This window comes from Mesorhizobium maamorense, from assembly GCF_044998965.1.
GTDB lineage: Bacteria > Pseudomonadota > Alphaproteobacteria > Rhizobiales > Rhizobiaceae > Mesorhizobium.
In genome coordinates this window covers 5,528,992-5,543,583 of the sequence record NZ_CP173356.1, presented here as the reverse complement: position 1 = coordinate 5,543,583, position 14,592 = coordinate 5,528,992, and the positions used below count along the sequence as shown (strand labels likewise).

The window sequence follows — 14,592 nt, the reverse complement described above, 5'->3', positions numbered from 1 at the left end:
CATGCCGCGACGTCTCCGCACCGCAGCGGTGCGAAACTTGACGCTGGCGGGCGAGCCCCCTCTGGCCTGCCGGACCCGGCCCTTCGCTGTCGCTTCGGGCGCTCCTCGTTCGCAAAGCCAAGCAATTGGCTTTGCGTCCACTTCATGGACCACTCCTCGCCCCCACAAGGGGGAGATTGGCAGTTTCAACGCTCCGCCTGCAACAATGGAGATTGGCGAAGGCGGAGATGACATTCGATCTCCCCCCTTGAGGGGGAGATGCCCGGCAGGGCAGAGGGGGGCGCCGTAGAATGCCGACCTTGATAATTTTCACGTCGAGCCGGCCGGCCCGCCCAGCCGCGGCGGCAGCACGTCTTCCGCCGAGATGCTCCGTGCCTCCGAAGGCAGCATGATCGGGATGCCGTCGCGCACGGGATAGGCGAGCTTGGCGACCCGCGAGATCAGTTCGCCGCGCTCGGGATCCCAGGCCAGCGGCCCCTTGGTCAGCGGGCAAGCCAGCAGCTCCAGCATCCTGGGGTCGACATTCGCTCTCTTTCCGTCACGCCCATCCGCCGCCATCGTGTCCTCTCTCAACATTCTACTGCAGGCTCGAGCCAAAATCCTCGTTCTCGCGCGCCAGCGCCATTTCGGTGATGGCGATCAGCGTTTCGGCGCGGGTCTTGAGATCGGCCGCTTCGAGCAGCGCCTGCTTCTCGGCCGGTCCATAGGGCGCCATCATCGACAGCGCGTTGACCAGCATGGCGTTTTCGGCCCGGCTGACGCTTTCCCAGTCGGCCTCCAGGTCGTTGGCCTGCAGATAGGAGCGGAACGCCCGCAGCAGCGCCGGCCGGTCGACCTCGGCGGCTGCCTGGTCGTCGTCGAGATCGGCGAGAAAGGGGGCGATCTTGCCCTGGCGGAACGGCGTCTTGACCGTCAGTTCATGGGTGACACGGAACCGGCACACGCCCTGCAGCGAAATCAGGTAGCGGCCGTCGCCGGTCTCGGAAAGCGCTATGATGCGGCCGGCGCAGCCGACATTGCAGAGTTCCGGCTCGCCATCGTCGCGCAAGGCGCCGTCGAGGCTGGGCTGGATGACGCCGATCAGCCGGGAGCCGGCGATCGCCTCGTCGACCATCTGCAGGTAGCGCGGCTCGAAGATGTTGAGCGGCATGCGGCCGCCCGGCAGCAGAAGCGCGCCCTCGAGCGGAAAGACCGGGATGGTCGACGGCAGATCCCTGGCGAGCCGGTAGTGAGCGTTTCCCGCTTGCACCTCGTTCCTCCGATCGCTTCGCCTGGGAAGCGCCTCCATGCCGCGATCCGCCTGTCGCTGCCCGGGGTTGTTGGCTTCCCGAGGGAAAGGCGGGCCGGATTCGTCCTATCTGGCGCGGCCGGCGCCGGGTGCAAGCCCCGCGCGACCATTCGGCCGCGCAGGCTCAGGAAAACAGCAGCGACGACAATTTGCGCCGCGCGGCAAGCGTCGCCTCGTCGGTCATGCCCCAGGCCTCGAAGAAGCGCAGCAATTGCGCCTTGGCGCCGTCCTCGTTCCAGCCGCGGTCAGCCTTGATGATGGCCAGGAGATTGTCGGCGGCCGCATCGCGCTCGCCCCTGGCGTTCTGGACCATGGCCAGATCGAAGCGGGCCTGATGGTCGCCGGGATTCTCAGCCAGCCGGCGCTCGAACTCCGCCGGGTTGCCGAGTTCGGACGCTTGCGCGGCCAAGGTCATCCTGGCGCGCAGCGCGGCCAGCGGCGGCGCATCGGCCTTGGCCTGCGGCGCCCGCGCCAGCATCGCCTCGGCGCCTTCGGTATCACCGGCCTCGAACAGCAATTCGCCTAGCCCCGCTATCGCCTCGATCGTCTCCGGCGCCTGCTCGAGCACGGCGTCATAGATGTCGGCCGCCGTCTGCACGTCGCCGGCAGCGCGCGCCTCGGCCGCCGCCGCCAGCGCCTCGGTTACATCAGCCGCACCATTGCCCTTGCCGCCGACCTTGTCGATGAACTGGGCGATCTGGCTCTCGGGGATGGCGCCCATGAAGCCGTCGACCGGCTGGCCGTCCTTGAAGGCGATGACTGCGGGAATGGACTGGATGCCGAGCTGGCCGGCGATCGAGGGATGGTCGTCGATGTTCATCTTGACCAGCTTGACCTTGCCGCCGGCGGCGCGGACCGCCTTTTCCAGTTGCGGCGTCAGCTGCTTGCACGGCCCGCACCACGGCGCCCAGAAATCCACCAGCACCGGCTGGCGGCGCGATTCCTGGATGACATCGGCGGCAAAGGCCGCGGTGGTCGTATCCTTGATGACGTCGCCGGCGGGGGCGGCGCCGGCCGCAGGTTTCTGCGGTTCCGCGCCGCCGCCATACTGCACCGTCGTGGCATACTGGCCGCCGCTGTTGCCAAAGGAGCCGCCAAACGGATTGTTGTCACTCATGTCGTCGCCCTTTCGGTGGCGCCAGCGGATCGGCGCACTGTCCTTGGTTGGAAACCGGTTTCGCCATCCATGTGGCGATCATGCCGAGACTTTCAAGATAGCAGCATCGTGCCCGGTTGCCTCGACGAATCTGACGAGGTCGCCCGATGCGATCGACGTCGTCGCCTCATTGGTCAGCGGATGCGCGTTGATCACCGCATGCCGCATCAGCGCCTCGTCGAGCACGACCTTGACCCTGTGCTGCGTGTCGTTGATCAGGCCAAACACCGTGACTGCGCCCGGCGCGACCCCCAGAAGCTCCATCAGCATCTCCGGCTTGCCGAAGGAAACGCGGCCGGCGGCGCCGATCACATGATGGATCTGCTTCAGGTCGACGACAGCGTCCTCGCCGACCGTGACCAGGAAGAAGGCGTCCTTCTTGTCCTTCAGGAACAGGTTCTTGGTGTGGCCGCCGGCGATTTCGCCGCGCAGCGCCTGCGAATCGGCGACCGTATAGAGCGGCGGATGGCGTTTCGTCGAAACGGCGATGCCGAGTTCGGCAAGAAAGGCAAAGAGCTCGGCTTCGGTCCTGGGCATGGGGTTCTCGTCTTCGGCTGGTTCCAGCCATGCCGTTTAAGGCCAATGACATGGTCGAGACAAGACCGCCGCGCGACGCGGCGCCGAATCCTTCCGGCTGCCGCCGGCGGCCTTGCCGGTCTCGTCCGGCGCATTGAAAAAAGCCTGCGATTTCCCTGTTGCAATCGCCGCGCTCTTCAGCCATATAGGCCCGGCTTGCGGCCCAAAGCCGCGCGAGCGGGTGTAGCTCAGGGGTAGAGCACAACCTTGCCAAGGTTGGGGTCGAGCGTTCGAATCGCTTCACCCGCTCCAGTTTCCTCTTGGGGAATCAAGCAATTAGAAGAAAGCGCCGCCCAGTGCGGCGCTTCTTTTTTGCCCGTAGGTCATAGATATCCACGACTTGGCGAGCCAGGGCACGATCTTTGTCGGTTCGCCATAGCTCTGGCCTGTTAGCGAATCGGCAAGCTGACAAACGTCAACCGATCCATACCCGTGGTTGCTTTGCTGCGGATCGATGCAATCCGCCTGACTCGGACTGTCGCACCATCTCCGCTACGCACTGGCCAGAGCGATCGCGATACCCTGTCCGACACCGATGCACATCGTGGCCAGGGCCAGTCGTGCTTTTCGGGACCGCAACTCAAGCGCGGCAGTGCCGGTGATGCGAATGCCCGACATCCCAAGCGGGTGCCCGAGCGCGATCGCTCCGCCGTTCGGGTTCACATGCTCCGCGTCCTCGGGGATACCGAGTTCGCGGAGCACGGCGATGCTTTGGGAGGCAAATGCTTCATTCAGCTCGATGATGTCGAAGTCCGAAGGCGCGATGCCGAGCCGCGCGCAAAGCTTGCGTGTCGCCGGAGCCGGACCGATTCCCATGATCCGTGGGGCAACCCCGGCGGTCGCGACGCCCACAATCCGGGCGATCGGTGTGAGCCCGAATGCCTTGACGGAAGCTTCGGACGCGATGATCAGCGCTGCCGCGCCGTCGTTCACGCCAGAGGCGTTGCCCGCGGTGACGGTGCCGCCTTCCTTTTTGAACGGCGCTGCAAGCTTGGCGAGCGACTCGGTTGTCGTTCCGGCGCGTGGATGTTCGTCGCGATCGACCACGATCGCATCGCCTTTGCGCTGGGGCACAGTCACCGGCGTGATCTCCAGCGCGAGCCGGCCATTTTCCTGAGCGGCGGCGGTCCTGGCCTGGCTGCGTGCGGCGAAGCCATCCTGATCGGCGCGGCTGACCTTGAAGGCTTCCGCAACGTTTTCACCCGTCTCCGGCATCGAATCGACGCCGTACTGCTTCTTCATCAATGGATTGACGAAGCGCCAACCGATCGTGGTGTCGTAAATCTCGGCGTTGCGCGAGAACGCCTCGCCCGCCTTCGGAAGCACGAACGGCGCGCGGCTCATGGATTCGACGCCACCGGCGATGATCAGGTCGGCTTCGCCGGCCTTGATGGCCCGTGCAGCGATGCCCACGGCGTCCATTCCAGAACCGCACAGGCGGTTGACGGTGCTGCCGGGGACTTCGATCGGCAGTCCCGCCAACAGCGATGACATGCGCGCGACATTGCGATTGTCCTCGCCTGCCTGGTTGGCGCAGCCAAAGATGACCTCATCCACTGCGAACCAGTCCAGGCCTGGATTGCGTTGCTGCAGCGCTCGCAGCGGCACCGCGCCGAGATCGTCGGTCCGGACCGAGGACAGCGAACCGCCAAACCTGCCGATCGGGGTGCGGATGTAGTCGCAGATGAAGGCCTCGGTCATTCAGAGCTCCGGTGCAGTCAAGGATTTGATTTCGCCATCGACCTTAAGCTCTGCGCCGGTCAGCGCCTGCAATTCATCGAAGCTCATCGCAAACAGCTTCTCGCGCAGCACGAAACGACAATCGATGATGTCTATGACCGCAAGGCTCGTGTAGACCCTCGTCACGCAGCGCACGCCGGTCAGGGGAAGGCTGCAGGCCTTCACCAGTTTCGGACGACCGTCCTTGGTGACGTGATCGGTGATGACGGCCACGCGTTTTGCTCCGTGCACCAGATCCATGGCGCCACCGACCGCTGGTATGCCCTTGGGTCCTGTGCTCCAGTTCGCGAGGTCACCGGTCTCGGCCACCTCGTAGGCGCCGAGAATGGCAACGTCGAGGTGTTCGCCGCGCACCATCGCGAAGCTGTCGGCATGGTGGAAGAACGAAGCGCCCGGATTGAGCGTGACCGCCTTCTTCCCCGCATTGATGAGATCCCAGTCCTCGTCGCCTGCCGCCGGGGCTTCGCCAAAATTGAGGATGCCGTTTTCGGTGTGGAAGATCGCCCGACGCCCAGGCGGCTGAAAGCTCGCCACCATCTCGGGAAAGCCTATGCCGAGGTTCACATAAGCGCCGTCCTCAATGTCCTGCGCGGCGCGCCATGCAATCTGCGCGTTGGTCAGCTTGACTGTCATGCGTATGCGACCCCTTGGCGGATAAGCGCCTCTTCCTGCATCGGGTTCGAGACCTCGATCACCTGGTCCACGAAGATCCCGGGCGTCACGACCAGCTCGGGATCAATCGCACCCGGCTGGACGATCCGGCGCGCCTGAACGACGGTCGTGCGTGCGGCCATCGCCATCAGCGGCGAGAAGTTGCGTGCCGCCTTCCTGTAGGTGAGGTTACCATGAGGGTCGGCAAGTTCCGCCTTGATGAGGGCCACATCCGCCTTCAGCCAACGTTCCTGCACGTAGTGGCGCCCGTCGAACTCGGCCACAGGCTTGCCGGCCGCGAGATCGGTCCCGTAGCTCGTCGGCGTGTAGAAAGCCGGAATACCCGCGCCACCGGCGCGGATTCGTTCGGCCAAGGTCCCCTGTGGAACCAGTTCGAGCGCGATTTTCCCGGCAAGGTACCGCTCGGTGAATGCCCGCGGATCGGACGAGCGCGGGAACGAGCAGATCATCTTGGCAACCATGCCATTGTCGATCATGGCGGCGATGCCGATCCGTCCGTTCCCTGCATTGTTGTTGACGATCGTAAGGTTTTTCGGGGCGCCGGTAGCGCGAAAACGGTCAATCAGGGCGTGGATCAGCTCTATCGGAGCACCTGCGCCGCCGAAGCCGCCGATCATGACGGTCATGCCGTCTTCGACGATTGCCACTGCTTCCGCGAGGCTCGCGATTGTCTTGTCCACGTAACCAGCCTTTCCCGGCTCCAAGATCGATTTCGCCGCCACACGTATCGGCAGACGAGATCTTTCGGCAAGCTGGCTTGTGCGATATCATTCATTTGTTGACATATCGCACAAGGTGAATGGATGCCCATTTCCGAACGAGACACGATGGGTGGCTTGGCCAAGGGGTTGTCCGTCATAGAGACGTTCACGGTGGAACGGCCACGGCAGTCGATCACGGACGTCGCGAATGCGTCCGGTCTCGACAGGGCGACAGCCAGACGCTGTCTCCTTACGCTTTCCCATCTCGGCTATGCCGACTACGACGGAAAGTTCTTCACGCTCACTCCGCGCGTATTGAGGCTCGGGACAGCCTGTCTGGCAACCATGCCGCTGCCGCATCTGGTGCAGCCTTTGCTGGATGGGCTTTCGGAGCGGCTCGGCGAAAGCTCGTCCGTCTCGATTCTGGACGGTACCGACGTCGTCTATGTCGCGCGCGCGGCGCAGCGCAAGGTAATGTCGATCGCGCTGATGCCCGGCTCGCGGCTTCCGGCATACTGCACTTCCATGGGGCGCGTGCTCCTGGCAGCCATGCCTCCGGAACGCGCTGCACATCTTCTATCTTCCCATGCCCTGCCGGCGCGGACTGCTCACACCTTGACCGACCCCGACACCATCCTTGCGGAGTTGGGGCGGGTGCGGACGCAAGGGTTCGCGTTGATCGATCAGGAGGTCGAACTCGGATTGCGCTCGATCGCCGTGCCGTTGATGACCGTGCGCGGGACAGTGATCGCAGCCGTGAACGTCGGCGTTGCGGCGACACAGGTGGGTGTCAGCAATCTCGTTGCGCTCTACCTGGAGCCGTTGCGTGCACTTCAAGCTGAACTGCGGGCAGTGCTACGTTAGGGCGCTGGCACAGAGGGAATCAGCGTCCAAGTCGCTCGAGATAGGAGAGCATGTTCCCACCCATGATCTTCGACGGAAGATCAAGGTCGCGGATCGGAGGGGTGGCCGGACATTCGCCGCCGTCGAGGCGGAGATCGCGAAACTACATTCTCGGTTCAAAGCGCGACGTTTCTTCGCGCAAGTGACCGGCCGCTCACGCACCGCCCTGTCGCTGATCCGCTGCGGCATTCTTTGCGGCCATGGCCGATCCGTTGTAGGCGTGCATCTGCGCCAGCTTCGCCATGCGCTGGGCGGCCTCCGCGAGCGCTGCGCAATGCTGCTTGAAGTTTTGCTCTATGATCTGACCGTAGGGTCCCGTAAGTCCCACCGCGTATATCACCTCACCGCTCGTCGGCCTTATCGGAAATGCTATCGAGCCCAGGCCCGGAACATGCTCGGCCAGGTCCATGGCGTAACCCTGCTCCCGAACCTCGGCCAATTCCCTGGTCAACTCCGCGATCTTCGTTTTCGTCCGATCGGTATAGCTGCGCAGCTCCGTCGCCAGGATCCTCTTCACGGTCTCCTGCGGATGAAACGCAAGGATCGCCTTGGCCGAAGCGGTCGCATTTACAGGCATGGCCATGCCCGGCATGACATAGGTCCGGACCGGAGTGTCGGGCGCGACGCAGGTGACCGAGCGCACTTCGGTACCGTCGAACTTCGACAGGAACGCCGACTGGCCGGTGCGGTCGGCCAAATCCTGAAGCGGTCGCTGCGCGAGCGTCGTCAGCCAGCCGCTATCCGGAGACATCTGTAGCAGCTGCAGCAGGCGATCGCCGAGACGGTATGTCCGATTGCGAACGCTCTCGGCGGTGATCATCCCGCTTTCGATCAAGGCGTGCAGCAGTCTGTTGATCGTGGTTTTGGGCAGTCCAAGCGTCGTTTCGAGTTCGATCGCCGTCAGGCCATGCTCGAACGGCGCGACCGTCTCCATGATCGAGATGTAGCGCTCGAGGGGGCTGTCCTTGGCGCTCGGCTTCTTCAACTTCGTATTCAAGGGCACCTACGCCGATCTGACAATTGCAACTGCAAGAAGGTTATCGTTCAAAACAGACATGAGGGGCAAGGTCGGTCCCTTGTTATTCCGCCGCGCCTTGAGCCCGGGGCTCCGTGGAATAGCCGAACGGCCGCACGCCCCGATCGGTCGGGCTCGGTTAGCAATCCGAACCGGGAAATGTCCTCGCAAATTCCGAAATTCGGTATTATCCCCATTTTATGGTCCCCTCGATTGACTCGCAAGCCAAATCCTGATTATCGGACTAAATACCGATTTTCGGAGGAACTTGAAATGGCTGAACTCCCGCGTGTGACCTACTCGAACATCGGAGTGGATTTTTCCCCGGTTCACGCTCACCTCGACGCAATGATCCCGGATTTCGAGAAGAACACACTGGGCCGCGAGTGGTCGACGCCGTTTGCGACTGGCGCTCGGAAAGAAATCCTGAGCCCTATCGACAAGAAGATCTCTCTCGGCAAGTTCCCGGTTTCAACCCCGTCAGACGTCAAGTCGGCGATCCAGGCTGCCCGGGCCGGCGCGAAGGCCTGGAACCGTTCGACGCTGGACGATCGCCTTGCATTCGGCGCCCGCTGGCGAGAGGCGCTGGCGGAGCGGAAGTATGACCTTGGTTTGGCAGCGCTCTACGAGATCGGAAAGTCCCGCATCGAGGCATTCGGCGAAGCCGAGGAATGCCTCGACATGGTCGAATACTACGCATCGGAGATGAAGGCGAACAACGGGTTCGTCCGGCCGATGACCATGTTGGTGGAAAACGAGACCGCTACCAGCGTCATGAAGCCCTATGGCGTCTTCGCGGTGATCGCTCCTTTCAACTTTCCGCTCGCCTTGTCGATCGGCATGGTCTCGGGTGCGCTGTTGACAGGCAATGCGGTGGTCTACAAGCCGTCGCCGGGTTGCGCACTGACCGGACTGCTGATTGCCGAAACGCTTCGCAAGGCGGGATTGCCCGAAGGTGTTTTCAACATCGTGCTTGGCGATGGAGAGGTGGGGCGACTTCTTGCCACCGACAACGGCATCGATGGAGTTGCATTCACGGGCTCCCATAAGACCGGCATGAGCATCTTCCGTCACATGGCAACGCTGCCCCACATGAAGCCCGTCATCGCCGAAATGGGTGGCAAGAACCCCGCCTACGTGACCAGCAAGGCCGACCTCGACCGTGCGGCGCAGGGGGTGGCGCGCTCCGCTTTCGGCCTGCAAGGCCAGAAGTGCTCCGCATGCTCGGTCGTGTATGTCGACGAGAAGGTCAAGGCGGAATTCATCGAGAAGCTGGTAGCATTCGCCGCAAAGCTGGTGGTCGGAGATCCTCGCAAGGCCGAGACCTTTATGGGCCCTGTCTATGGCGACGCCACAGTCGCCCTTTTCCAGGCCGCACTGTCGGAAGTCGAGGGCAAAGGCAAGGTACACTTTGGGGGCGCCGCCCTGGGCCAGGGCTTTGCGGACAACTACGTCCTGCCGACGGTCGTCGAGCTTGATGGTCCGGGCCGGCTGACCCGCGACGAACTCTTCATGCCTTTCGTGGTCGTCCGCGGTTTCGATAGTCTCGATGCCGCGATCGAAGAGGGCAACGACATCGCCTACGGACTATCCGCCGGCATCTTTACCAACGACCAGGAAGAGTTGCGTCACTTCCTCGACACCGCCGAAGCGGGGGTTCTCTATGCCAACCGTGCGAGCGGCGCGACGACGGGTGCATGGCCAGGCGCGCAGCCATTCTGCGGCTGGAAGGGCACCGGGGTCAGCGGCAAGGGCGGTCTCGGCTCGTGGTTCCTGCCACAGTACCTGCGCGAGCAGAGCCACACGATCATGACCAGGTGATCGAAAGAGGTCGCGCCCTTCGTCGCTGCCATCCAAGGCTGTCTCCTTCATCGGTTTACAAGATTATGCGCCACTATCCAGGTTCAATGCCGAAATCCCGCGAGATGTTCGAACGGGCCCGCAAGGTCATGCCGGGAGGCAACACCCGGACAACGGTCTTCATCGACCCGTTTCCGATCTATGCCCAGCGCGGCGAGGGCTGCCGCGTCTGGGACGTCGATGGAAACGTCTACTACGACTGCATCAACAATTTCACGGCCATGATCCATGGCTACGGCCATCCTGCCGTCACGGCGGCGGTGGTGGACCAGATGCCCCGGGGATCGGCTTTCGGAGCGCCCACCGAGAGCGAACTTGATCTTGCTGAACTGCTGGTGGAGCGCCTCCCGTCGGTCGAGCAGGTTCGCTTCGCCAACTCCGGCACGGAAGGCGTCATGATGGCGATCAAGGCGGCTCGGGCGTTCACCGAGCGGCCGAAAATCGTCAAGATCGAAGGTGCCTACCATGGCTCCTACGACTTCGCGGAAGTCAGCCTGGACAGCTCGCCCGCCAACTGGGGCGACATGCCTGCCTCGACGGCATACGCGAAAGGCACGCCGAAGGGAGTTCTCGACGACGTCATCGCGGTGCCGTTCAACGATACGGAGGCGCTGCGTGCCGTCTTCGACGCGCATGGCGACACGATTGCGGGTGTTCTGATCGACCCGATGCCGAACCGCGCCGGACTTATTCCCGCGCGGAAGGACTATCTCGACGCGATGGTCGAGATCGCTCATGCCGCCGGCTCGCTGGTGATCTTCGACGAGGTGATCTCGCTCCGCCTTGGCTATTCGGGGGCGCAGGGCCTGTGGAGCATCACGCCCGATCTGACGGCTCTCGGCAAGATCATCGGCGGAGGGTTCCCGGTCGGTGCCGTCGGCGGCCGCGCCGACGTGATGGCGGTGTTCGATCCAACGCGAGGCAAGCCTGCATTGCCGCATGGCGGCACCTTCACCGCGAACCCGGTGACGATGCGAGCCGGTCTGGCGGCGATGCGCGCGTTGACCCCGGCCAGCTTCGCGCATCTGGACGCTATCGGCAGCCTGCTTCGCGACGGCATCACGGCCTCGCTTGCCCGCCATGGCCTCAACGGGCAGTGCGTCGGTCTCGGCTCGCTCTTCAAAGTCCATTTCACGGCGTTGCCGATCACGGACTATCGGTCGGTCTATCCGGGTGCGTCCGAACGCACGAAGCTCGACCTGTTCCACAAGGGTCTGCTCGACCGCGGCGTGCTTTCGGCGAGTTACGGACTCTTCGCGCTTTCCACCTCGATGACCGAGGAAGACGCACGCGAAATCCTTTCCGCAATCGACGGCGCCCTCGCGGCAATCGCGGCGAAGCAATGACGTAGCGCGTCCGGCGCCGGATCCATCCGGCACGGGACGACGCAGCAACAGATGGAAGTCACATGACAGCTTCTCCTCACGTCGTCGTCATCGGTGCAGGCACCCTCGGCATGTGCTCTGCGCACGCGCTCGCGGAACAGGGCGCTCGCGTCACGGTCATCGACGCACAATCCATTGCGTCAGGATCCAGCGGCCGCTCGGTCGGGGTCGTTGGCACACAGCTGACGGATCCGTTCGAGATCCAGCTGCGCATGCAATCCGTGCAGCGCATCCGCCGGTGGCAGGAGCGCCTCGGTCTCGGCTTCAACCCTATCGGCTATCTGCGTCTGGCGCGCACCTCCGAGCAGATGGAACTGTTCGCCCGCTCGGTGGAGATCCAGCGCGATGCCGGCTTCAGATCCAGGGTCTACCAGGCGAACGAGCTCCAGCAGCTCGTGCCGCACTTGAGTTCAGATGGGCTCGAAGGCGGCATCTTCGGGCCGGACGACGGCTTCCTCGATCCCCACGAAATGTGCACGTTGCTGGCGCAAGAGGTGAAGAAGCTCGGCTCCGAGGTTTTCCAGTTCCGCAAGCTGCTTGGTGTCGCGCGGACATCCGGTGGCTATCGGTTGGACACCAGCAAGGGTCCGATCGGCTGCGACTTCATCGTGAACGCGGCAGGCGCCTGGGCGCCACGCGTTGCCGAGATGCTTGGACAGACGCTTCACATCCACCCCGAGCGCCACGAGGCGCTGACAATCCACCTGGACGCGCCGCTTCCCTACACAATGCCGATGGTCATGGATCTGGTGAACGGGCAGGGCACCGGACTCAACTTTCGGCACGAGAAAGCGAGCGAGCTCATCGCCGAGATACACAAGGTAAGCTCGCCCTCGCCCGAGGATCCGGACAATTACAACGAGCAGTGCGAGGAAGGGTCCAAGGTCATGCTGGCCGAGATGCTGATCGAGCGCGTGCCTGATCTGCCGGGCGCCCGGCTCGGCCGGGGCTGGGCAGGCCTCTACCCTGTCACCGCCGACCACCGTCCCTATGTCGGACCAGTCGATCAGTCCGAGCCCGGTCTGATCACTGCGGCCGGTGCGGGCGGCTACGGGATACAGCTCGCGCCGGTGATAGGCCTGATCGTCGCGGACTGGGTGCTCAAGGGCTCTCCCGCATCGATCCCAGGCACCGAGAGTCTCGCTCCAACTCCGGAAAGAAACGTCCCCGCCGTACATACCGCGGCGGCTTGACCAGTAGGACACCGGCGTTAGCGCAAGGACAAAGAAGCCATGCCCGAGGCAGAAAACATCGTCCGCATCAAGAACATCAACGTGATCTATGGCGGCCATCACGCCGTGAAAAACGTCTCGCTCGACATTACGCGCGGCGAGGTCGTGGCGATCGTCGGACCCAGCGGCGCGGGGAAGAGCACGCTGCTGCGTGCGATCAACATGCTCGAACAGCCGTCATCCGGTACCCTCGAAGTGGGCGCCATCCGGTTTTCGGTCGACCGCAATCTGTCCGCCGGAGAGCTGTTGAAGCTCCGACGTTCCACCGGGATGGTTTTCCAGTCCTTCAACCTGTTTCCGCACATGACCGTGCAGCGCAACATTTCGCTGCCGCAGATGCGGGTTCTGGGGCGCACCAGGGAGCAGGCGGACGCGCGCACCGCCCAATTGCTCGAACGCGTACACCTTACGGACAAGGCGTACTCCTACCCGGCGCGCCTGTCGGGTGGCCAGCAGCAGCGTATCGCGATCGCACGCGCCCTGGCCCTTGACCCCAAGGTGATGCTCTTCGACGAACCCACGAGCGCCCTGGATCCCGAACTCGGGCTTGAGGTGTTGGCCGTGATGCGCGAGCTCGCCCAGGAAGGCATGACAATGATCATCGTCACGCACGAGATCGCCTTTGCCGCAGACGTCGCCGACCGCGTGATCGTCATGGCCAATGGCGAGATCATCGAGCAGGGTCCGCCTGATGCCGTGATCCGCAGCCCGTCGTCGCCGCGCACGCGGCAGTTCTTCCGTGCCGTGGTCGATCGCAGATGATCGACCTGCTGGTTTCACTGCTCAGAGGCGTTCCGGCCACGCTGCTGGTGACCTTCGGCGCTTTCGCAGTCGGGGCCATCGCAGCCGTGCCGCTGGTGCTGATGCGACGTTCCCGGTGGCTCCTTCTAAGCATGCCGGCGCGCATATACATCGACGTTGTCCGGGGAATCCCGCCGATCGTCTGGCTGTTCATTATCTTCTTCGGATTGGGCAGCGGAGTGATCGTTCTCAGTTCCTATCAGGCTGCCATCCTGGGTATGGGGCTGGTATCAACGGCCTATCTCGCTGAAATCTACAGGGGTGGCTTCCTGGCCCTCTCGAAGGGCCAGCGGGAGGCGTCCACGGCGCTCGGTATGACGCGCCTGGATACGCTGCGCTACATCCTGGCGCCGCAGGTCCTGCGCGTCTCGGTTCCGCCCATGGCGACCTTTCTTGTCAGCCTGCTCAAAGACACGACCGTGGCCTCCACGATCGGTGTCCGCGACGTGATGATGTACGCGTCGCAGCAGGCTCAAGGCGGAGGCGGCAGCTTCATGCCGTTCATTTTCGCGGCGCTTCTCTACATCGCGCTGTCGATACCCGTTGTCGTGCTGGCACGCGCCGTTGACGAGCGGCTGCGCTCAAGGGGGCAAGCGAAATGAGCGAGATGCTGGCCAACTGGCTGGACTGGTCCCCCCAGCTTTTCCAAGGAGTTCTTGTCAGTCTCCAGTTGGCGGGCCTGGCGCTGCTGTTCGGATTGCCTATCGGTCTCGTTCTTGCGCTTGCCTCCTCCTCTGGAAACAGGCTCGTCCGCTATTTCGCGGTGGTACTTGTCGAGATCGGGCGCGGCGCGCCCGCACTCGTCGTCCTGCAGATGGTCTACTATGGATTGCCTGCTTCGGGGATGACCGTAAGTGCCTTCACCTCCGGCGTGATTGCGTTGGCGCTAACGACAGGCGCCTACACCAGCGAGATCCTTCGGGCCGGTTTGAACGCGGTTCCGCATTGTGAGATCGAGGCGGGCCTGGCGCTCGGCATGACCCGCCGGGACATCCTGCGCTTCGTGGTGGTCCCCCAGGGAATCCTGTTCGCAATACCCGCGCTGATGGGCTTTGCCATTCTCATCTTCCAGGCGACGGCCCTTACATACACGATCGCCATCCCCGAACTTCTGGCGCGCGCCTATCGCGTGGGTGCGGCCACCTACCTCTACCTCGATGTCCTGATCCTGGCGGGCCTGTTCTACCTCGCCATCACCGTCCCGTTCGGGTGGCTGGTCTCGTACACCGAACGTAGGCTGGGCAGCCATCTCGGCTGACCTGC

General features: G+C 63.5%; 15 protein-coding genes and 1 tRNA gene. 8 read left to right on the top strand and 8 right to left on the bottom strand.

What is annotated here, in order from left to right; translation table 11 throughout:
* Positions 1–309: 309 nt before the first annotated feature.
* The 4 genes from ACIU1A_RS27755 to ACIU1A_RS27740 form a co-directional block, all read right to left on the bottom strand.
* A complete protein-coding gene (locus ACIU1A_RS27755) occupies positions 310–558 on the bottom strand; it encodes a Trm112 family protein (protein ID WP_140514079.1) in 249 nt (82 codons plus the stop codon).
* Between the two features lie 19 nt (positions 559–577).
* Positions 578–1,249, bottom strand: a complete 672-nt coding sequence (locus tag ACIU1A_RS27750) for an LON peptidase substrate-binding domain-containing protein (RefSeq protein WP_140514078.1) — start codon at positions 1,247–1,249, stop codon at positions 578–580.
* 163 nt (positions 1,250–1,412) lie between these two features.
* The gene (gene trxA / locus ACIU1A_RS27745) at positions 1,413–2,405 is read right to left on the bottom strand and encodes a thioredoxin (protein ID WP_140563882.1); all 993 of its coding nucleotides are present in this window, start codon (positions 2,403–2,405) and stop codon (positions 1,413–1,415) included.
* A gap of 78 nt (positions 2,406–2,483) precedes the next feature.
* Positions 2,484–2,981 (bottom strand): prolyl-tRNA synthetase associated domain-containing protein, encoded by a 498-nt coding sequence (locus tag ACIU1A_RS27740; protein WP_140639513.1) that lies wholly within the window; start codon positions 2,979–2,981, stop codon positions 2,484–2,486.
* A gap of 216 nt (positions 2,982–3,197) precedes the next feature.
* On the opposite strand from ACIU1A_RS27740, the gene ACIU1A_RS27735 reads away from it, so the two are divergent.
* A tRNA-Gly gene (locus ACIU1A_RS27735) sits at positions 3,198–3,272 on the top strand.
* Positions 3,273–3,512: 240 nt separating this feature from the next.
* Here ACIU1A_RS27735 and pcaF read toward each other — a convergent pair.
* Genes pcaF through ACIU1A_RS27720 form a run of 3 tightly spaced genes read right to left on the bottom strand, consistent with a single transcriptional unit; the run spans position 3,513 to position 6,112 of the window.
* Positions 3,513–4,721, bottom strand: coding sequence for a 3-oxoadipyl-CoA thiolase (gene pcaF, locus ACIU1A_RS27730; RefSeq protein WP_404925761.1), 1,209 nt, complete (start codon positions 4,719–4,721; stop codon positions 3,513–3,515).
* A complete protein-coding gene (locus ACIU1A_RS27725) occupies positions 4,722–5,393 on the bottom strand; it encodes a 3-oxoacid CoA-transferase subunit B (RefSeq protein ID WP_224618154.1) in 672 nt (223 codons plus the stop codon).
* Positions 5,390–6,112 carry a 3-oxoacid CoA-transferase subunit A gene (locus ACIU1A_RS27720; protein ID WP_140514073.1) on the bottom strand — a complete coding sequence of 241 codons (723 nt, stop codon included), beginning with the start codon at positions 6,110–6,112 and terminating at the stop codon, positions 5,390–5,392. The genes ACIU1A_RS27725 and ACIU1A_RS27720 overlap by 4 nt, the downstream gene beginning before the upstream one ends.
* A 123-nt stretch (positions 6,113–6,235) precedes the next feature.
* On the opposite strand from ACIU1A_RS27720, the gene ACIU1A_RS27715 reads away from it, so the two are divergent.
* The gene (locus tag ACIU1A_RS27715) at positions 6,236–6,997 is read left to right on the top strand and encodes an IclR family transcriptional regulator C-terminal domain-containing protein (RefSeq protein WP_404925760.1); all 762 of its coding nucleotides are present in this window, start codon (positions 6,236–6,238) and stop codon (positions 6,995–6,997) included.
* 193 nt (positions 6,998–7,190) lie between these two features.
* Here the strand turns inward: ACIU1A_RS27715 and ACIU1A_RS27710 are convergent, their stop codons facing one another.
* Positions 7,191–8,033, bottom strand: a complete 843-nt coding sequence (locus ACIU1A_RS27710; protein ID WP_404925759.1) for an IclR family transcriptional regulator — start codon at positions 8,031–8,033, stop codon at positions 7,191–7,193.
* Between the two features lie 291 nt (positions 8,034–8,324).
* Here ACIU1A_RS27710 and ACIU1A_RS27705 point away from each other — a divergent pair, with 291 nt between their 5' ends.
* The 6 genes from ACIU1A_RS27705 (at position 8,325) to ACIU1A_RS27680 (ending at position 14,587) form a co-directional block, all read left to right on the top strand.
* Complete coding sequence (locus tag ACIU1A_RS27705; RefSeq protein ID WP_404925758.1) at positions 8,325–9,872, top strand: aldehyde dehydrogenase family protein; 1,548 nt, start codon at positions 8,325–8,327, stop codon at positions 9,870–9,872.
* A gap of 104 nt (positions 9,873–9,976) precedes the next feature.
* The gene (locus ACIU1A_RS27700) at positions 9,977–11,257 is read left to right on the top strand and encodes an aspartate aminotransferase family protein (protein ID WP_404925757.1); all 1,281 of its coding nucleotides are present in this window, start codon (positions 9,977–9,979) and stop codon (positions 11,255–11,257) included.
* Between the two features lie 62 nt (positions 11,258–11,319).
* Positions 11,320–12,489 carry an NAD(P)/FAD-dependent oxidoreductase gene (locus ACIU1A_RS27695; RefSeq protein WP_404925756.1) on the top strand — a complete coding sequence of 390 codons (1,170 nt, stop codon included), beginning with the start codon at positions 11,320–11,322 and terminating at the stop codon, positions 12,487–12,489.
* A gap of 39 nt (positions 12,490–12,528) precedes the next feature.
* The gene (locus ACIU1A_RS27690; protein ID WP_404925755.1) at positions 12,529–13,290 is read left to right on the top strand and encodes an amino acid ABC transporter ATP-binding protein; all 762 of its coding nucleotides are present in this window, start codon (positions 12,529–12,531) and stop codon (positions 13,288–13,290) included.
* Positions 13,287–13,931 carry an amino acid ABC transporter permease gene (locus tag ACIU1A_RS27685; protein WP_140492029.1) on the top strand — a complete coding sequence of 215 codons (645 nt, stop codon included), beginning with the start codon at positions 13,287–13,289 and terminating at the stop codon, positions 13,929–13,931. The genes ACIU1A_RS27690 and ACIU1A_RS27685 overlap by 4 nt, the downstream gene beginning before the upstream one ends.
* Complete coding sequence (locus ACIU1A_RS27680; RefSeq protein WP_140492032.1) at positions 13,928–14,587, top strand: amino acid ABC transporter permease; 660 nt, start codon at positions 13,928–13,930, stop codon at positions 14,585–14,587. The genes ACIU1A_RS27685 and ACIU1A_RS27680 overlap by 4 nt, the downstream gene beginning before the upstream one ends.
* The last annotated feature ends 5 nt before the right edge of the window (positions 14,588–14,592 follow it).